Origin of the sequence: Pseudomonas prosekii, from assembly GCF_900105155.1 — a bacterium.
GTDB lineage: Bacteria > Pseudomonadota > Gammaproteobacteria > Pseudomonadales > Pseudomonadaceae > Aquipseudomonas > Aquipseudomonas prosekii.
Window position 1 is genome coordinate 2,805,492 of the sequence record NZ_LT629762.1, and the last position, 17,874, is coordinate 2,823,365.

Here is a 17,874-nt window from a genome sequence, read left to right on the forward strand (position 1 = left end):
GGCTTGCTGCGGCAAGCCTTTTTCTTTTCAGACTGCTTTGTAATCGAGAGCTTCCATGACTGAGCCACTGCGCATCGTCTTTGCCGGCACCCCGGAATTCGCCGCCGAACACATCAAGGCCCTGCTCGCCAGCCCTTACGAGATCGTCGCGGTCTACACCCAGCCGGACCGTCCGGCGGGCCGTGGGCAAAAACTGATGCCGAGCCCGGTCAAGCAACTGGCTCTGGAAAACAACATCCCGGTGCTGCAACCGCCGACCCTGCGCAACGCCGACGCCCAGGCTGAACTGGCCGCGCTGAAGCCGGATTTGCTGGTGGTGGTCGCCTACGGCCTGATCCTGCCGCAAGTGGTGCTGGACATTCCGCGCCTCGGTTGCATCAACAGCCACGCCTCGCTGCTGCCACGCTGGCGCGGTGCGGCGCCGATCCAGCGCGCCGTTGAGGCGGGCGACAGCGAAAGCGGCGTGACCGTGATGCGCATGGAACTGGGCCTCGACACCGGGCCGATGCTGCTCAAAGTCAGCACGCCGATCACCGGCGAAGACACCGGCGGCAGCCTGCACGATCGTTTGGCCGAAATCGGTCCGCCAGCGGTGCTGCAGGCGATTGCCGGCCTCGCTGCGGGTACGTTGGAAGGCGAAGTGCAGGACGACAGCCTCGCCACGTATGCACACAAATTGAACAAGGATGAAGCGCGCATCGACTGGAGCCGTCCGGCGGTTGAGCTGGAACGTCTGGTCCGCGCCTTCAATCCCTGGCCGATCACCCACAGCACGCTGAACGGCGAAGCGCTGAAAGTACTGGCGGCAAAACTCGCCGAAGGGCAGGGCGCAGCGGGGCAAATCCTCAGCGCCAGCAAGGACGGTTTGATCGTCGCGTGCGGTGAACAGGCGCTGTGCCTGACCCGTCTGCAATTGCCCGGCGGCAAGGCGCTGAACTTCAGCGACTTATTCAACAGCCGCCGCGAGAAATTCGCCGTCGGCACCGTGCTCGGCCAAGTGGCGGACGCTCAATGAATCCGCGTCTGGCCGCCGCCAAGGCACTCGCCGCTGTCCTCAACGGCAAAGCCTCGCTCAACAGCTCGTTGCCGACGCAAATGGACAAGGTTGAAGACCGCGATCGCGGCTTTACTCAAGACCTGGCGTTTGGCACCGCGCGTTGGCAGCCACGTCTCTCGGCGCTGGCGGCCAAGTTGCTGCAGAAACCGTTCAAAGCAGCGGACGCCGATGTCGAGGCGTTGTTGCTGGTCGGGCTCTATCAATTGCTCTACACCCGCGTCCCGGCGCACGCCGCCATTGGCGAAACCGTGGGTTGCGCCGACAAGCTGAAAAAGCCCTGGGCCAAGGCCTTGCTCAACGCCGTGCTGCGTCGCGCGCAACGCGAAAGCGAAGCGCTGCTGGCCGAGCTGGAACACGATCCGGTAGTGCGCACCGCGCATCCGCGCTGGCTGCAAAAATCCCTGAAAGCGTTCTGGCCGGAGCAGTGGGAAGCCATTTGTGCGGCGAACAACGCGCATCCGCCGATGATTCTGCGGGTTAACCGTCGTCATCAGAGCCATGACGCGTACCTCGCGTTGCTCAGCGAAGCGGGCATCGGCGCCAACCCGTGCGTCTATAGCCGCGACGGCATCATCCTCGACGCCGCCGCCGACGTGCGCAGCTTGCCGGGCTTCGCGGAAGGCTGGATCAGCGTGCAGGACGAAGCCGCGCAATTGGCCGCTGATTTGCTCGACCTCGCGCCGGGCCAACGCGTGCTCGACGCCTGCTGCGCGCCCGGCGGCAAGACTTGCCACATCCTCGAAGCCGAGCCTGCGCTGGCCGGCGTGGTGGCGGTGGACCTCGAAGCGAAACGCCTGGTGCGCGTCCGCGAAAACCTCGCGCGCCTGGGCCTGAGCGCCGAATTGATCGCTGCCGATGGCCGCGACACCGCGACCTGGTGGGACGGCAAACCGTTCCAGCGCATCCTGCTCGACGCGCCATGCTCGGCGACCGGGGTGATCCGGCGTCACCCGGACATCAAGTTGACCCGCCAGCCCGACGACATCGCCGCGCTCGCGGTGCTGCAAGGCGAATTGCTCGACGCGATGTGGCTGACGCTCGAAGTCGGCGGCATTCTGCTTTACGCGACGTGCTCGACGCTGCCGACCGAAAACACCGAAGTCATCGCAGCCTTCCTCGCCCGCACGCCGGGCGCGCGGGAGCTGGACCTCGCGACCACGGCCGGGCTCAAGCAAACGCATGGTCGCCAATTGCTGGCCCAGCAGGGCGGGCATGACGGGTTCTACTACGCCAAACTGATCAAGATTGCCGCCGCGCGCGGTTAACCGGATTTTCAAGGGAGTGACCGGATGAAAATCATCATCCTTGGCGCAGGGCAGGTCGGCGGTTCGCTGGCGGAACATTTGGCCAGCGAAGCCAACGACATTACCGTGGTCGACACCGATGCCGAACGCCTGCGCGACCTCGGCGACCGTCTCGATATCCGCACCGTGCAGGGCCGCGCGTCGTTCCCGACAGTGCTGCGCCAGGCCGGCGCCGACGACGCCGACATGCTGGTCGCGGTGACCAACAGTGACGAAACCAACATGGTCGCCTGCCAAGTCGCCCACACCTTGTTCCACACCCCGACCAAAATCGCCCGGGTACGCGAAGCGGCGTACCTGACGCGCGGCGGTCTGTTCAACAACGAAGCGATTCCGGTCGATGTGCTGATCAGCCCGGAACAAGTCGTGACCAATTACATCAAGCGCCTGATCGAGCATCCCGGCGCGTTGCAGGTGATCGACTTCGCCGAAGGCAAAGCGCAACTGGTCGCGGTAAAAGCCTATTACGGCGGGCCGCTGGTCGGTCAGCAACTGCGGCAATTGCGCGAGCACATGCCGAATGTCGAAACCCGCGTAGCGGCGATTTTTCGCCGCGATCGGCCGATCCTGCCGCAGGGCGATACGGTGATCGAGGCGGACGACGAGGTATTTTTCATCGCCGCCAAGGCGAATATTCGTGCGGTGATGAGCGAAATGCGCCGCCTCGATGAAACCTACAAACGCATTGTGATTGCCGGCGGCGGGCAGATTGGCGAGCGCTTGGCCGAGGCCATCGAAAGCCGTTATCAGGTGAAAATCATCGAGATGAACCCGGCGCGCTGCCGTTATCTCTCGGACACGCTCGACAGCACTGTGGTGTTGCAGGGCAGCGCTTCGGACCGCGATTTGTTGCTGGAAGAGAACATCGCCGACGCCGATATCTTCCTCGCACTGACCAACGATGACGAAGCCAACATCATGTCCTCGCTGCTGGCCAAACGGCTGGGCGCGAAGAAGGTGATGACGATCATCAACAACCCGGCTTACGTGGATTTGATCCAGGGTGGCGACATCGATATCGCCATCAGCCCGCAACTGGCGACCATCGGCACGTTGCTGGCGCACGTGCGCCGTGGCGATATCGTCAGCGTGCACTCACTGCGGCGCGGTGCGGCGGAAGCCATCGAGGCGATTGCCCATGGCGATGCGAAGTCGAGCAAGGTGATTGGCAAGGCCATCGGCAATATCGGCTTGCCTCCGGGGACCACGATTGGCGCGATTATTCGCGATGAACACGTGATCATCGCCCACGACGACACAGTAATTGCGGCGGGCGACCATGTGATTCTGTTCCTTGTGGACAAGAAGCATATTCGCGATGTGGAGAAGCTGTTTCATGTGGGGTTGAGCTTTTTCTGACCCGAAGGCCTCTTCGCGGGCAAGCCTCGCTCCTACAGGTCGAGTCGTACACACATTATGCGAACGACTCATAACCTGTAGGAGCGAGGCTTGCCCGCGAAGGCAATCTCAACCTTTCCACATAACCTGAAGGTGCCAACCATGCTCGAGTCACTGGAAAAAATGCTCGCCAAGGGTGTGGATAACGCATTGCTGCGCTTTGGTCTCGGCAAGGGTTATCTGGATTTGGGAGAGAACGCCAAGGCTGCCGAGCATTTCCGCCGTTGCGTCGATTTCGATGCGAAATATTCGGCGGCGTGGAAGCTGCTGGGCAAGGCACACTTGGCGCTCGCCGATCACGCCGCCGCGCGGCAGGCGTGGGAGCAAGGCGTGGAAGCCGCCCGCGCGCACGGCGACAAACAAGCGGAAAAGGAAATGACGGTTTTCCTGAAAAAACTCGACCGTCAGGCGCTCTGATCAGAGATACCGCAGGCCAATCCCTTCGGCATCCACCAGCACCACTTCCATGCGCACTCGCGGCGCACCTGTGGGTAAATCCTGCACCTGCCCATAAACCACAGCGCCGGTGGGCAATGCCGACAGGCGCGGATGCTGCACGTAAACGCCAGTGGTCGAGAGATTGCGGGTCTGTCCCAGACACTCGCCGAAACTCTCGTGGCTGATCTTGATGCGGAATGACTTGCGGTGTTCGGACATCTTCTGCGCCCTTGCGTGAACAATTGTGGATAACCCGGACCGTGTAGGAGCGAGGCTTGCCCGCGAAGCTGTTGGCGTTCATAAGGACGCCTTCGCGGGCAAGCCTCGCTCCTACAGGTTTGGGTTATCCACAGAGTGTGCCAAGTTCTTCAATACCAGCGTTCTTCGCCCGGTGGACGTTTTTTGAAACGCTTCATGCTCCACATGTACTGGCTCGGATAAGCCCGCACATAACGCTCGACCACTTGGCTCATCGCCGCGCAGGAGGTCTCGGTATCCGTGCTGTACATGGCTTCCGGCGCCGCTTCGAGAATCACTTTGTAGCCAGAGCCGTCAGGCAAACGCAGCGCATGCAGGAACACCCCGACCGCTTTGCCGCCCGCGAGCATGTTCGGCACAAACTTGCTGGTCAGCGCTTGCGTGGCGAAGAACGGCACGAAGATCCCGGCGGATTCGGCCGGTTCCGGGTCAGCGGGAATGCCCACTGCACCACCCTTGCGCACTTCCTTGATGACACTGAGGATGCCTTCCTTGGTCGAGGCCGCCACGCGGTTGCCCAACTGCACGCGCTGCTTGCGGAGCAAATCGTCGACAGCTTTCAACTTCGGTGGACGATAGAAAATGATCGGTTTGCACTGGCTGCAATAGAAGTGGTTCAACACTTCCCAGTTGCCGAGGTGGCTGGTGATGCCGACCACGCCTTTGCCGGACGCCAAGGCATCTTTCAACACATCGAGGCCTTCGACTTCGCGCACCAGATCAATCGAACGCTGAGCCGGCCAGATCCACGCGCAAGCGCTTTCGGTGAGGGACTTGCCGATGTCTTTCAGACTCTGGCCGACCAGGCGCTCGCGTTCGGCCGGGTCCATGTCCGGGAAGCACTTGGCCAGGTTGATCCGCACCACGTCGCGGGAACGGTTGGGGGTTTTCCACATCATCCAGCCAATGGCTGCGCCGACTGCCTGCACGGCTCGCCACGGGAGCAGGGCAAACAGCCGCAGAGCGCCTACCAGCAAGGCGCCTTTAAACTTATCCACAGGTCACTCCTGATCTTGTGCGGTGTCCGAAGGCGGCCATTCTAACCGCCGTTCGCCAGCGTCGCGTAGCGATCGCAATCCTGGGTGTGGTCCATGACCATGCCCGAGGCCTGCATCAGCGCGTAGCAAATGGTCGGGCCGACGAACGTGAAACCGGCCTTCTTCAGGCCTTTGCTCATTTCCACGGCAGTCGGCGTTACGGCCGGCACTTCGCTGCGATCCTTGAAATGATTGATCACAGGCTTGCCATCGACGAACGACCAGAGAAACCCCACCGGATCTTCCAGCGCCAGCCAGGCCTGGGCATTACGCCGGGCGGCATTGAGTTTGAGGCGGTTGCGGATGATCCCGGGGTCGAGCATCAATTCATCGATTTCCGCATCGCTCATCTGCGCCACGCGCTGCACGTCGAAGCCGAACAGCACCTCGCGGTAGCGCTCGCGTTTGCGCAACACGGTGATCCATGAGAGGCCGGCCTGGAACCCTTCGAGCAAAAGCAACTCGAACAATCCCTGCGCATCGCGTAGCGGCGTGCCCCACTCTTGATCGTGATATGCCATGTACAGCGGATCTTCGGAACACCAAAAGCAGCGTGGCATAAGGCTCCAGGGGGCGTGCGCAGCAACGAATCGGGTATACTCCCGCTCTTTAAATCGCAGCCCAAGAAACAGGTGAATTTCGTGAGCCAGCCTACGCCAGCCGTGCGTACCTTCCAAGACTTGATCCTCGCCCTCCAGCAATACTGGGCCGAGCAAGGTTGCGTGGTACTTCAGCCCTACGATATGGAAGTAGGCGCCGGCACTTTCCACACAGCCACGTTTCTGCGCGCCATCGGCCCGGAAACCTGGAACGCCGCTTATGTGCAGCCCAGTCGTCGCCCGACTGACGGCCGCTACGGCGAAAACCCGAACCGTCTGCAGCACTACTACCAGTTTCAGGTAGTCCTGAAGCCGAACCCGGACAACTTCCAGGAACTGTACCTGGGCTCTCTCAAGCACGTTGGCCTGGACCCATTGGTCCACGACATCCGCTTCGTCGAAGACAACTGGGAATCGCCGACACTGGGCGCCTGGGGTCTGGGCTGGGAAGTCTGGCTCAACGGCATGGAAGTGACGCAATTCACTTACTTCCAGCAAGCGGGCGGCATCGAGTGCTACCCGGTGACCGGCGAGATCACCTACGGTCTGGAACGTCTGGCGATGTACCTGCAAGGCGTGGATTCGGTCTACGACCTGGTGTGGGCTGACGGCCCGATGGGCAAAGTCACCTACGGCGACGTGTTCCACCAGAACGAAGTCGAGCAATCGACTTACAACTTCGAACACGCCAACGTCGAGAAACTGTTCGAGCTGTTCGATTTCTACGAAAGCGAAGCCAAGCGCCTGATCGAACTCGACCAGCCGCTGCCGTTGCCGAGCTACGAAATGGTCTTGAAGGCGTCCCACACCTTCAACCTGCTGGATGCGCGCCGGGCAATCTCGGTGACTGCGCGTCAGCAATACATTCTGCGCGTGCGCACTCTGGCGCGTTCCGTTGCGCAAGCCTACCTGCTGGCGCGCGCCAAGCTGGGCTTCCCGATGGCGACCCCGGATCTGCGTGATGAAGTGTTGGCTAAGCTGGAGGCTGCACAATGAGTGCTCTGGATTTCCTGGTTGAATTGGGCACCGAAGAACTGCCGCCTAAAGCCCTGAACACCCTGGCCGACGCGTTCCTCGCCGGTATCGACAAAGGCTTGCAAGCCGCTGGCCTGAGCTACGAAGCCAAAACTGTCTACGCCGCGCCACGTCGTCTGGCTGTGCTGATTACCGCGCTGGCCACCCAGCAACCGGATCGCAGCATCAACCTCGACGGCCCGCCGCGTCAGGCTGCGTTCGATGCCGACGGCAACCCGACCCAGGCTGCCCTGGGTTTCGCCAAGAAGTGCGGCGTCGACCTGAGCGAAATCGATCAGAGCGGTCCGAAACTGCGTTACAGCCAGAGCATCGCCGGCAAACCGACCGCGAGCCTGCTGCCGACCATCGTTGAAGATTCGCTGAACGACCTGCCAATCCCCAAGCGCATGCGCTGGGGTGCGCGCAAAGAAGAATTCGTCCGTCCGACCCAATGGCTGGTGATGTTGCTCGGGGACCAGGTCATCGATTGCACGATCCTCGCACAGAAGTCCGGCCGCGATTCCCGTGGTCACCGCTTCCATCACCCGCAAAGCGTGCGCATCACCGCGCCGGCCAACTACCTGGCCGACCTGCGTGGCGCCTACGTGCTGGCCGACGCCAACGAGCGTCGCGCACTGATCAGCAAACGCACCGAAGAACTGGCGACGATGCAGGAAGGCACGGCCATCGTGCCGCCAGCCTTGCTCGACGAAGTGACTGCGCTGGTTGAATGGCCGGTGCCGCTGGTGTGCTCGTTCGAGGAACGCTTCCTCGACGTGCCGCAAGAAGCGCTGATCACCACCATGCAGGACAACCAGAAGTATTTCTGCCTGCTGGATGCCGACGGCAAGTTGCTGCCACGTTTCATTACCGTGGCCAACATCGAAAGCAAAGACCCGCAGCAGATCATCGCCGGTAACGAGAAAGTGGTTCGCCCACGCCTGACCGACGCCGAGTTCTTCTTCAAGCAAGACAAGAAGCAGAAACTCGAAGACTTCAACCTGCGCCTGCAGAACGTGGTGTTCCAGGAAAAACTCGGCAGCGTCTACGACAAAGCCGAACGCGTTTCCAAACTCGCCGCGTTCATCGCTCAGCGCATTGGCGGCAACGCAGCCTGGGCCTCGCGCGCCGGCCTGCTGTCGAAATGCGACCTGTCGACCGAAATGGTTGGCGAGTTCCCGGAGATGCAAGGTGTTGCCGGTTACTACTACGCGCTGAATGACGGCGAGCCGGAAGAAGTCGCACTGGCGCTGAACGAGCAGTACATGCCGCGCGGCGCTGGCGCTGAACTGCCGACCACCCTGACCGGTGCGGCCGTGGCAATCGCTGACAAACTCGACACGCTGGTTGGGATCTTCGGTATCGGCATGTTGCCAACCGGCAGCAAAGACCCGTATGCCCTGCGCCGTGCAGCCCTCGGCGTGCTGCGCATCCTGATCGAGAAGAAGCTTGAGCTCGACCTCAACGACGCAGTCGCATTTGCGGTATCGGCGTTCGGCGGCAAGATCAAAGCGGCGGGCCTCAACGATTCGGTGCTGGAATTCATCTTCGACCGTCTGCGTGCACGTTACGAAGACGAAGGCGTCGATGTTGCGACTTATCTGTCGGTACGTGCCTTGAAGCCGGGTTCGGCGCTGGACTTCGATCAGCGCGTGCAAGCGGTGCAAGCTTTCCGTCAGTTGCCGGAAGCTGCAGCACTGGCCGCAGTGAACAAGCGCGTTTCGAACCTGCTGAGCAAGTTCGAAGGCTCGGTGCCGGCGGTGGTCGAAGCCAAGTACTTCGACAACGCCAACGAGTTCTCGCTGTATTCGGCGATCCAGCAGGCTGACCAAGCTGTCCAGCCAATGGCGGTGGCGCGTCAGTACAGCGAATCGCTGGCTCGCCTGGCGGCCTTGCGCGAGCCGGTCGATGCGTTCTTCGAAGCCGTCATGGTCAACGCCGACGACGCCAACGTGCGCGCCAACCGTTATGCCTTGCTGTCGCGTCTGCGTGGGCTGTTCCTCGGCGTTGCCGACATTTCGCTGCTGGGGTAAGACTGTTTGAAACTGCTGATTCTCGATCGGGACGGGGTGATCAATTACGACTCCGACGCTTACATCAAGTCGGTGCAGGAGTGGATTCCGCTCCCCGGCTCGATCGAAGCCATCGCGCAGTTGAGCAAGGCCGGCTGGACGGTAGCCATCGCTACCAACCAGTCGGGCATCGCTCGCGGCTATTACGACATCGCCACCCTGGACGCCATGCACGAGCGCTTGCGCTCGCTTGTAGCGGAGCAGGGCGGCGAGGTCGGGCTGATCGTCTATTGCCCGCACGGGCCAGACGATGGCTGCGATTGCCGCAAGCCAAAACCCGGGATGTTGAAAACCATTGCCGCTCATTACAACGTGTCGCTGACAAACTTATGGTTCGTCGGCGATTCTCTCGGTGACCTGGAAGCCGCCAAAGCCGTCGATTCTCAGCCAGTTTTAGTTAAAACCGGAAAAGGCGAAAAGACTCAGGGCAAGACCCTGCCGGTAGGCACCTTGATTTTTGACGATCTGGCGGCGATTGCCGCAGAACTTATCCACAATTAGAGCGTTTCGAGATTCCTGACCAAGGATTGATCGGGATTGCGCTTTATATAGACGGGCAGAGCCCGCACGGTAAACGTCACCATGTCGATACTGCAGGCCATCAGAACTTTCCTCTTTTATCTGTTGCTGGGCACCAGCTCTTTGCTCTGGTGCAGCCTGAGCTTTTTTATCGCGCCGTTTCTGCCGTTCAAGGCGCGTTATCGTTTTATCAACGTGTACTGGTGCCGCTGCGCACTGTGGCTGAGCAAGGTTTTTCTGGGCATCAGCTACGAAATCAAAGGCGCGGAGAATGTGCCCGAGCGCCCCTGCGTGATTCAGTCGAATCACCAGAGCACCTGGGAAACGTTTTTCCTCTCGGCCTATTTCGAACCGCTGAGCCAAGTGCTCAAACGCTCTTTGCTGTTCGTGCCGTTTTTCGGCTGGGCCATGGCGATGCTGCGACCGATCGCCATCGACCGCGATAACCCGAAAGCTGCGCTCAAGCATGTGGCGAAGAAGGGCGACGAGTTACTCAAGGACGGCGTTTGGGTGCTGATCTTTCCGGAAGGTACGCGCGTGCCGTACGGCACTGTCGGCAAGTTCTCGCGCGGTGGCAGCGCTTTGGCGGTCAACGCGGCGCTTCCGGTGCTGCCGATTGCACACAATGCCGGCAAGTTTTGGCCGAAAACCGGTTGGGCAAAGAAGCAGGGTGTGATCACCGTGATCATCGGCGAACCGATGTACGCCGAGGGCACGGGGCCGCGCGCCGTGGCTGCGCTGAACGACCGGGTCCAGGCCTGGAACGAACAAATGCAGCGCGACATGGGCTCGCTGCCACCGGCGCCACAAACCCCGGTTGAAACCGATCAAGTGGCTGTCTGAGATTCTGTGGATAACCTGTGTACCGTTTCTTCCGAAAACAGCCATTTATGCTTGTAGGCTTATGATTTATATACATATTTCCTAAGCTCATAAAACGCCGGAAAAGGTGCATAAGTTTTTTCGGACGTAAAAAAACCGGCTGATATAGCCGGTTTTTTTATGCCCGCGATTTACTCCTCGATCAGAGGGAAATGCAGACTGAAACGCGTGCCTTTGCCAATCTCGCTGGCGCACTCAATGCGACCGCCGTGGCGATCGACCACTGCTTTGACCATCGACAATCCCAGGCCAATACCATCAATGCCCTGAGCGGACGAGAAGCGCCGGTATTGGCTGAACAACTCCGGCAGCTCTTCGGCGCCGATGCCTTTGCCCTGATCGATCAGCTCACAAATCAACCAGCCATCGACGCAGCGAACCTGCAAACGGATCAGCGTGCCGCTGGCGCTGTACTTGATGGCGTTTTCCACCAAGTTGAACAACGCCCGGGTCAGCAAACCTTGATCGGCCATGATCAGGCTTTCCTGCGCCTCGTCCTGCAGATCATGGACGAGCTCGATGCTTTTCAGCTGCGCGATGCTCAGCGCTTGATCGAAGACATCCAGCACCACCATCGCAAACAGGCTGGGCACGAACTGATAAGCCTCAGACTCGGCCCTGGCCAATTGCACGAAACCGTCCGTGAGGTCGAGCGCCCGACGCACTTGGCGTTCAATCTGCTCGAACAACGGCGTGTCGCCACCCATCTGCTGACGGTGCACGTCGAGCAGGGCGAGGATCGCCGAATGTGGTGCACGCAGGTCGTGGGACAAAAAGCGCAGCAGCACGCCCCGTTGCTCTTCGGCATCGCGCTCGACACTCAGGTCGGTCAGGCTCAGCAGCCAGCCGATCGGCGTTTCGCCATCGACCGGCAGTAATGCCGCGCGTTCCAGACGCAAGCTCCGGCCCTGAATGTCTCTGAACTCAACTGTCGCCAGGTTCGCCAACGCTGGCCGTGAACCGCTGAGCAACTCGGGATGACCGAGTTGAGCCAACCGCTCAAGCACCTCATCACCGACCAGATCGCCGCCGAACAAATCTCGCGCGTTGCGGTTGCCGAGCAGGATCCGGCCTTGGGGATCGCTGATCAGCGTGGCCACCGGCAGATACTCCAGGCCATCGGCGATGAAGCGCCGGGTATCGCGGGTCCGGCTCATGGCTTGTTCAAGTGCCATGACTTGGCCCTGCAAACGGTCGCCAGTCGGAAATTGCGCACGACGACGTTCCGGAAAGACCTTGGGTTCGTTATCCAGCCGCGCCAACTCCCAGCCGAAATAGGTCAGCACCACGCTCAGGCGCCGCCAGTTCCAGATCAGGTAACCGAAGAGCATGCCGAACAGACTCGCGGTGGGCGACCACCACCAACGTTGCTCGGCCAGAAAAGCACTGACCAGCAATGTGCAGCCCATACCGCCCAAGGTTATCCACAGCGCCAGACGCGGGCGCAGCAATAGCAAACCAAGCACGCAAGCCACGAGAATGACCGACAACAGCGCGCCCAACGCTTCGTGTTTGCCGGACTGCGCGCTCAATGAAAGCAAGGCCGTCAGCGGCAGCAGAATCAGACTGATCCACAGCCATTCCCGAACCAATTGCCGGAACAGGCGCTGAACCTGGGTCGGCTCGCGACTTTCGTGGCGGCGTTGATTGGTCATAAAAATGACTGATAGTGCAGGGGAGGGTGAATTAGCGTCATAAGTCACTGGTCTGATTGGCAGATTGGATTTGCAGAATCATAGCGGACGACGACCAACGGGGCGTTGCTTACTTTCGCTCATTCGGCCGAGGCGGTATCGTCTATCGCCAACCGGCCATCAAGGAATTACCGCACATGCGTGTTGCGATACTGGACGATGAACCCGCCGAATTGCGCCGGGTGGAGCAGACGCTGCGGCAAATGGCCGAGCCGGGCGAGCACGCCTGGACGCTGCACAGTTTCGAGCGTGGCGAAGACCTGCTGCGGCAACTGCGTCGGGAAACTTTTGACCTGCTGGTCCTGGACTGGCAACTGCCCGACCTCAGCGGCCTCGCGCTTCTGCGCTGGACCCGTGAACACATGGACGCCCCGCCCCCCGCGATCATGCTCACCAGCCGCGACGCCGAAAGCGATATCGTCCAGGCACTGAATGCCGGCGCCGACGATTACGTCAGCAAACCCTTCCGCCCCAACGAACTGAAAGCCCGGGTCGCCGCCGTTCTGCGCCGACACAGCCAACAACGCGCCAGCACCGGCGAAGTGCTCAACTTCAACGACCTGGTATTCGACGACGCCGAACAAACCGTCACCCGCGCGGGTACGCCAATCGGCATGACCGAGCGGGAATATCGACTGGCGCGGTGTCTGTTCACCAACCTGGGTCGGCCGCTGTCGCGGGAATATCTATATGGACGGTTTTGGAGCCATGAAGAAATGGTCTCCTCGCGGCCACTGGACACGCACATTTATCGACTGCGCAATAAGCTGGGTTTGACGGCGGATCGCGGTTGGCAGCTGTTGACGATTTATGGGTATGGGTATCGGTTGGAGAGTGTGGGGGTGGTTGGCGGGTGAGGGGAGCAGCGACTGGGTTATTTTCTCAAGCCAAATAAAAAGGCCAACGCTGATGCGTTGGCCTTTTGGTTTGCGATGGGCTGCCCGAATCAGAAATCCAGGTTGGAAACCGCCAACGCATTGCTTTCGATGAAGTCACGACGAGGTTCGACCGCATCACCCATCAGGGTGTTGAAGATCTGGTCCGCGCCAATGGCGTCTTCGATGGTCACTTTGAGCATGCGGCGCTGGGCTGGGTCCATGGTGGTTTCCCAGAGCTGATCCGGGTTCATTTCGCCCAGACCTTTGTAGCGCTGAATGGTGTGACGCTTGGTGCTTTCAGCCATCAGCCATTCGAGCGCTTCTTTGAACTCGGTGACTGGCTTCTTGCGTTCGCCGCGCTGGATGTACGCGCCGTCGTCGAGCAGGGTGCTCAGTTGAGCGCCCAGCGAAACCACGGTTTTGTAATCGTTGCTGCCGAAGAAGTCGCGGTTGAAGGTGATGTAGTTCGACAGGCCGTGGGAGATCAGTTCGACCTCTGGCAGCCAGACGTTACGTTCACGGTCTTCACGCAGGCTGGCTTTGTAAACCAGGCCAGACTTCTCGCCGGTACGCAGGCGAGTCTCAAAGCGGGCCATCCAGTCTTGCATGGCGGCGTGATCAGACAGTTGCTCCATGCTGACCGCTGGCAGGTAGATGAAGTGCTCGGTCAGTTCCTGTGGGTACAGGCGCGACAGACGCTTGAGGGTCTTCATCACCAGACGGAAGTCGTTCACCAGGCGCTCAAGCGCTTCGCCGGAGATGCCCGGGGCGTCTTCGTTCAAGTGCAGGCTCGCATCTTCCAGGGCCGACTGCGTCATGTACTCTTCCATGGCGTCGTCGTCTTTGATGTATTGCTCTTGCTTGCCTTTCTTGACCTTGTACAGCGGCGGCTGGGCGATGTAGATGTAGCCGCGCTCGATCAGCTCCGGCAACTGACGGAAGAAGAAGGTCAGCAGCAGGGTGCGGATGTGCGAACCGTCGACGTCAGCATCGGTCATGATGATGATGTTGTGATAACGCAGCTTGTCGATGTTGTACTCGTCGCGGCCAATGCCACAGCCCAGCGCGGTGATCAAGGTGCCCACTTCCTGCGAAGAGATCATCTTGTCGAAACGTGCTTTCTCGACGTTGAGGATCTTGCCTTTGAGCGGCAGGATCGCCTGGGTGCGACGGTTGCGTCCCTGCTTGGCGGAGCCGCCAGCAGAGTCACCTTCCACGAGGTACAGTTCGGAAAGGGCAGGGTCTTTTTCCTGGCAGTCAGCCAGTTTGCCCGGCAGGCCGGCGATATCCAGCGCGCCTTTGCGACGGGTCATCTCACGGGCCTTGCGCGCCGCTTCACGAGCACGCGCGGCGTCGATCATCTTGCCGACGACCAGTTTGGCTTCGTTCGGGTTTTCCAGCAGGAAGTCAGAGAAGTACTTGCCCATTTCCTGTTCGACCGCGGTCTTCACTTCGGAAGAAACCAGCTTGTCTTTGGTCTGGGAGCTGAACTTCGGATCCGGCACTTTCACCGAGATAATTGCGGTCAGGCCTTCACGGGCATCGTCACCGGTGGTGGCGACTTTGTGCTTCTTCGCCAGACCTTCCGCTTCGATGTAGGTGTTGAGGTTACGCGTCAGTGCGGAACGGAAACCCACCAGGTGAGTACCGCCATCGCGCTGAGGAATGTTGTTGGTGAAACACAACAGGTTCTCGTTGAAGCTGTCGTTCCACTGCAGGGCGATTTCCACGCCGATGCCGTCTTCACGCTGGATGTTGAAGTGAAACACCTGGTTGACCGGAGTCTTGTTGGTGTTCAGGTATTCAACGAACGCACGCAGACCACCTTCGTACTTGAACAGTTCTTCCTTGCCGCTGCGCTCATCCTTGAGGACGATGCCGACACCGGAGTTGAGGAAGGACAGTTCACGAATGCGCTTGGCCAGGATGTCCCAGCTGAAGTGGATATTCTTGAAGGTCAGGTCGGATGGCTTGAAGTGAATCTGGGTACCGGTGGTTTCGCTTTCGCCGACGATTTTCATCGGTTCTTGCGGAACACCGTGGACGTAGGTCTGTTCCCAGATCTTGCCGCTGCGGCGAACGGTCAGGATCAGCTCTTCGGACAGCGCGTTCACAACCGAAACGCCTACGCCGTGCAGGCCGCCAGAAACTTTGTAGGAGTTGTCATCGAATTTACCGCCGGCGTGCAGCACGGTCATGATGACCTCGGCCGCCGAGACGCCTTCTTCTTTGTGCACGTCTACCGGGATGCCACGACCGTTGTCGCGAACGGTGATGGATTCATCCGGGTGGATGATGATGCTGATGTCGTCGCAGTGGCCGGCGAGAGCTTCGTCGATCGAGTTATCGACCACTTCGAACACCATGTGGTGCAGACCGCTGCCATCGTCGGTGTCACCAATGTACATACCGGGACGTTTGCGTACGGCATCCAGGCCTTTCAGCACTTTAATGCTCGTTGAGTCGTACGTATTTTCTTCGCTCAATGCCTTCACTCCCGATGGTCGTGGGTCTGGGTGATACGGCCCTGTTCCACGTGGAACAGAGCGACTGGCGTTTCCGTCTGCCAGCCTTCCCTCAATAATTCGTGATCTACACAAGTGATAAACACTTGGCAGCGTAAGTCTTCCAGCAAGCGGCAAAGCGCGCGGCGGTGGTGCTCGTCGAGTTCGGACGGCAAGTCATCCACCAGATAAATACACTGGCCGCGTCGGGCCTGGCTAACCAGGTGCCCTTGGGCAATCCGCAATGCGCAAACCACCAACTTTTGCTGACCCCGGGACAAGATGTCCGCGGCGTTGTGTGCGCCCAATCTAAGACGCAAGTCAGCGCGTTGTGGTCCGGCCTGGGTGTGGCCCATTTGCTGATCCCGTTGCAGGGACCCGGCGAGCACTGCACTCAGTTCGCGGTCCTTGTCCCAACCCCGGTAATAGCTGAGCGTCAAACCCTCAAGCTCAACCAGTTCGCTCAAGGTCTGTTCAAAGACAGGTTTCAAGGCTTTGATATAGGCGCGGCGGTATTCATCAATTTCTGCGCTGGCTTGGCACAGTTCCCTGTCCCAAACCGCTTGCGAAACGGCGTCAAGTGTACCATGCCGCAGCCAAGAGTTTCTCTGGCGCAGGGCCTTCTGCAAGCGCTGCCAAGTGGACATGAAACGTGGTTCCACGTGGAACACACCCCAATCGAGAAACTGCCGACGAATCTTCGGCGCACCCTCCAACAGCCGGAAGCTGTCGGGGTTGATCAACTGCAGTGGCAGGATTTCCGCCAGTTGCGCAGCGCTGCGCGCATTCTGGCCGTCGATGCGTATCTGGAACTCACCTTGGCGGTCCCGGGAAATCCCCAACGCGCTGTGCCCGCCCTCAGCCAATTCAACCTGACCAAACACGGTGCACGCCAGTTGCTCATATTGAATGACCGGTAACAGACGGCTGCTGCGAAACGAACGGGCAAGCCCCAGCAGGTGTATGGCTTCCAGAACACTGGTTTTGCCGCTGCCGTTGGCGCCGTAAAGAATGTTGATTCGGGGAGAGGGGGAGAAGGTCACCGGGTGCAGATTGCGCACCGCGGTGACCGAGACGCGACTTAAGGACATCTAGCTTCTGCTGAACATGATTACAGGCGCATCGGCATGACAACGTAAGCCGAGTCGTCGTTGTCGGACTCTTGCACCAGCGCACTGCTGTTGGAGTCGGACAGGATCAGGCGAACCTGCTCAGTGGTCATCACGCCCAGCACGTCGAGCAAGTAGCTCACGTTGAAGCCGATTTCCAGATTGCCGCCGTTGTACTCAACGCCGACTTCTTCTTCCGCTTCCTCCTGCTCCGGGTTGTTCGCCTGGATTTTCAACTGACCGTTGGCCAGTTGCAGACGGATACCACGGTACTTCTCGTTGGACAGAATCGCGGTACGGCTGAACGCTTCACGCAGAGACTGACGATCACCCAGCACCAGCTTGTCGCCACCCTTCGGCAGAACACGCTCGTAATCCGGGAATTTGCCGTCGACCAGTTTCGAAGTGAAGGTGAATTCACCAGTGGTGGCGCGGATGTGATGCTGACCCAGAACGATGCTGACCTGGCCATCCGGCTCGGTCAGCAAGCGCGCGAGTTCAAGGATACCCTTGCGCGGCACGATCACTTGGTGACGATCCGGCTGACCGATATCGGCTTTCATCGAGCACATGGCCAGACGGTGACCGTCGGTGGCCACGGCGCGAATGATGCCTTCGGAGACTTCCAGCAACATGCCGTTGAGATAGTAACGTACGTCCTGCTGGGCCATGGCGAAGCTGGTGCGCTCGATCAGACGGCGCAGTTTGCTTTGCTCCAGGCTGCAGGTCAGCGAGCCCGGGCCTTCTTCGACAGTAGGGAAATCATTGGCCGGCAAGGTCGACAGGGTGAAGCGGCTACGGCCTGCTTTCACCACGAGCTTCTGCTCATCAACCTTGATGTCGATCAGCGCGTCGTTCGGCAGGCTTTTGCAGATGTCCATCAGCTTGCGCGCAGGCACGGTGATGGAACCCGGATCCGCCGGCTCTTCGAGTTGCACACGACCGACCAGCTCGACTTCCAGGTCGGTACCGGTCAGCGACAGTTGCTGGCCTTCGACAACCAGCAGCACGTTGGAAAGCACCGGCAAGGTCTGTCGGCGCTCGACGACGCCGGCGACCAGTTGCAGGGGTTTCAACAGGGCTTCGCGTTGAATGGTGAAATGCATGGTCT

Annotated in this window: 16 protein-coding genes; 9 read left to right on the forward strand and 7 right to left on the reverse strand. The window is 60.0% G+C overall.

The features are described from left to right. The first annotated feature begins 55 nt into the window (after positions 1-55). The 4 genes from fmt (at position 56) to BLU01_RS12685 (ending at position 4,176) form a co-directional block, all read left to right on the forward strand. On the forward strand, positions 56-1,015 hold the full coding sequence (fmt, locus tag BLU01_RS12670; protein WP_092275650.1) for a methionyl-tRNA formyltransferase: 960 nt from the start codon (positions 56-58) through the stop codon (positions 1,013-1,015). Then, positions 1,012-2,322 carry a 16S rRNA (cytosine(967)-C(5))-methyltransferase RsmB gene (gene rsmB / locus BLU01_RS12675; RefSeq protein WP_092275653.1) on the forward strand — a complete coding sequence of 437 codons (1,311 nt, stop codon included), beginning with the start codon at positions 1,012-1,014 and terminating at the stop codon, positions 2,320-2,322. The genes fmt and rsmB overlap by 4 nt, the downstream gene beginning before the upstream one ends. A gap of 24 nt (positions 2,323-2,346) precedes the next feature. Then, entirely contained in the window at positions 2,347-3,720 is a 1,374-nt protein-coding gene (gene trkA / locus BLU01_RS12680) for a Trk system potassium transporter TrkA (RefSeq protein ID WP_092275656.1), read from the forward strand. Between the two features lie 141 nt (positions 3,721-3,861). After that, entirely contained in the window at positions 3,862-4,176 is a 315-nt protein-coding gene (locus BLU01_RS12685) for a hypothetical protein (protein ID WP_092275659.1), read from the forward strand. Here the strand turns inward: BLU01_RS12685 and BLU01_RS12690 are convergent, their stop codons facing one another. The 3 genes from BLU01_RS12690 to tag all read right to left on the reverse strand — a co-directional run bounded on the left by BLU01_RS12690 (position 4,177) and on the right by tag (position 6,052). Continuing rightward, entirely contained in the window at positions 4,177-4,416 is a 240-nt protein-coding gene (locus BLU01_RS12690; protein WP_092275662.1) for a pilus assembly protein PilZ, read from the reverse strand. It lies immediately after the preceding gene. Positions 4,417-4,565: 149 nt separating this feature from the next. After that, the gene (locus tag BLU01_RS12695; RefSeq protein ID WP_092275665.1) at positions 4,566-5,453 is read right to left on the reverse strand and encodes a lysophospholipid acyltransferase; all 888 of its coding nucleotides are present in this window, start codon (positions 5,451-5,453) and stop codon (positions 4,566-4,568) included. A 41-nt stretch (positions 5,454-5,494) separates the two neighbouring features. Beyond that, entirely contained in the window at positions 5,495-6,052 is a 558-nt protein-coding gene (gene tag / locus BLU01_RS12700) for a DNA-3-methyladenine glycosylase I (RefSeq protein ID WP_092275668.1), read from the reverse strand. 81 nt (positions 6,053-6,133) lie between these two features. Here tag and glyQ point away from each other — a divergent pair, with 81 nt between their 5' ends. The 4 genes from glyQ (at position 6,134) to BLU01_RS12720 (ending at position 10,539) form a co-directional block, all read left to right on the forward strand. Next, positions 6,134-7,087 (forward strand): glycine--tRNA ligase subunit alpha, encoded by a 954-nt coding sequence (glyQ, locus tag BLU01_RS12705; RefSeq protein ID WP_008155694.1) that lies wholly within the window; start codon positions 6,134-6,136, stop codon positions 7,085-7,087. Further along, positions 7,084-9,138, forward strand: a complete 2,055-nt coding sequence (gene glyS, locus BLU01_RS12710) for a glycine--tRNA ligase subunit beta (RefSeq protein ID WP_092275671.1) — start codon at positions 7,084-7,086, stop codon at positions 9,136-9,138. Before glyQ ends, glyS begins: the two co-directional genes overlap by 4 nt. Before the next feature lie 6 nt (positions 9,139-9,144). Further along, positions 9,145-9,678: a D-glycero-beta-D-manno-heptose 1,7-bisphosphate 7-phosphatase gene (gene gmhB, locus BLU01_RS12715; RefSeq protein ID WP_092275674.1), complete on the forward strand. Its 534-nt coding sequence runs from the start codon at positions 9,145-9,147 to the stop codon at positions 9,676-9,678. Positions 9,679-9,759: 81 nt separating this feature from the next. Next, a complete protein-coding gene (locus BLU01_RS12720; protein WP_092275677.1) occupies positions 9,760-10,539 on the forward strand; it encodes a lysophospholipid acyltransferase family protein in 780 nt (259 codons plus the stop codon). A gap of 170 nt (positions 10,540-10,709) precedes the next feature. Here the strand turns inward: BLU01_RS12720 and BLU01_RS12725 are convergent, their stop codons facing one another. Continuing rightward, the gene (locus BLU01_RS12725) at positions 10,710-12,233 is read right to left on the reverse strand and encodes a sensor histidine kinase (RefSeq protein ID WP_092275680.1); all 1,524 of its coding nucleotides are present in this window, start codon (positions 12,231-12,233) and stop codon (positions 10,710-10,712) included. Positions 12,234-12,409: 176 nt separating this feature from the next. Here BLU01_RS12725 and BLU01_RS12730 point away from each other — a divergent pair, with 176 nt between their 5' ends. Beyond that, on the forward strand, positions 12,410-13,129 hold the full coding sequence (locus tag BLU01_RS12730; protein WP_092275683.1) for a response regulator transcription factor: 720 nt from the start codon (positions 12,410-12,412) through the stop codon (positions 13,127-13,129). 89 nt (positions 13,130-13,218) lie between these two features. Here BLU01_RS12730 and gyrB read toward each other — a convergent pair whose 3' ends face one another. From gyrB to dnaN, 3 genes are read right to left on the reverse strand one after another with little or no spacing between them, the layout of a single operon-like run. Next, positions 13,219-15,636, reverse strand: a complete 2,418-nt coding sequence (gene gyrB / locus BLU01_RS12735) for a DNA topoisomerase (ATP-hydrolyzing) subunit B (RefSeq protein WP_092275686.1) — start codon at positions 15,634-15,636, stop codon at positions 13,219-13,221. A 5-nt stretch (positions 15,637-15,641) separates the two neighbouring features. Further along, positions 15,642-16,745, reverse strand: a complete 1,104-nt coding sequence (gene recF, locus BLU01_RS12740) for a DNA replication/repair protein RecF (RefSeq protein ID WP_008007898.1) — start codon at positions 16,743-16,745, stop codon at positions 15,642-15,644. Positions 16,746-16,765: 20 nt separating this feature from the next. Continuing rightward, on the reverse strand, positions 16,766-17,869 hold the full coding sequence (gene dnaN, locus BLU01_RS12745; RefSeq protein WP_092275689.1) for a DNA polymerase III subunit beta: 1,104 nt from the start codon (positions 17,867-17,869) through the stop codon (positions 16,766-16,768). Between the last annotated feature and the right edge of the window lie 5 nt (positions 17,870-17,874).

Bases quoted from the DNA above. Each gene is read 5' to 3' on its own strand.
- fmt (WP_092275650.1), top strand. From the start codon at position 56: ATGACTGAGCCACTGCGCATCGTCTTTGCCGGCACCCCGGAATTCGCC.
- rsmB (WP_092275653.1), top strand. From the start codon at position 1,012: ATGAATCCGCGTCTGGCCGCCGCCAAGGCACTCGCCGCTGTCCTCAAC.
- trkA (WP_092275656.1), top strand. From the start codon at position 2,347: ATGAAAATCATCATCCTTGGCGCAGGGCAGGTCGGCGGTTCGCTGGCG.
- BLU01_RS12685 (WP_092275659.1), top strand. From the start codon at position 3,862: ATGCTCGAGTCACTGGAAAAAATGCTCGCCAAGGGTGTGGATAACGCA.
- BLU01_RS12690 (WP_092275662.1), bottom strand. From the start codon at position 4,416: ATGTCCGAACACCGCAAGTCATTCCGCATCAAGATCAGCCACGAGAGT.
- tag (WP_092275668.1), bottom strand. From the start codon at position 6,052: ATGCCACGCTGCTTTTGGTGTTCCGAAGATCCGCTGTACATGGCATAT.
- glyS (WP_092275671.1), top strand. From the start codon at position 7,084: ATGAGTGCTCTGGATTTCCTGGTTGAATTGGGCACCGAAGAACTGCCG.
- BLU01_RS12720 (WP_092275677.1), top strand. From the start codon at position 9,760: ATGTCGATACTGCAGGCCATCAGAACTTTCCTCTTTTATCTGTTGCTG.
- BLU01_RS12725 (WP_092275680.1), bottom strand. From the start codon at position 12,233: ATGACCAATCAACGCCGCCACGAAAGTCGCGAGCCGACCCAGGTTCAG.
- BLU01_RS12730 (WP_092275683.1), top strand. From the start codon at position 12,410: ATGCGTGTTGCGATACTGGACGATGAACCCGCCGAATTGCGCCGGGTG.
- recF (WP_008007898.1), bottom strand. From the start codon at position 16,745: ATGTCCTTAAGTCGCGTCTCGGTCACCGCGGTGCGCAATCTGCACCCG.
- dnaN (WP_092275689.1), bottom strand. From the start codon at position 17,869: ATGCATTTCACCATTCAACGCGAAGCCCTGTTGAAACCCCTGCAACTG.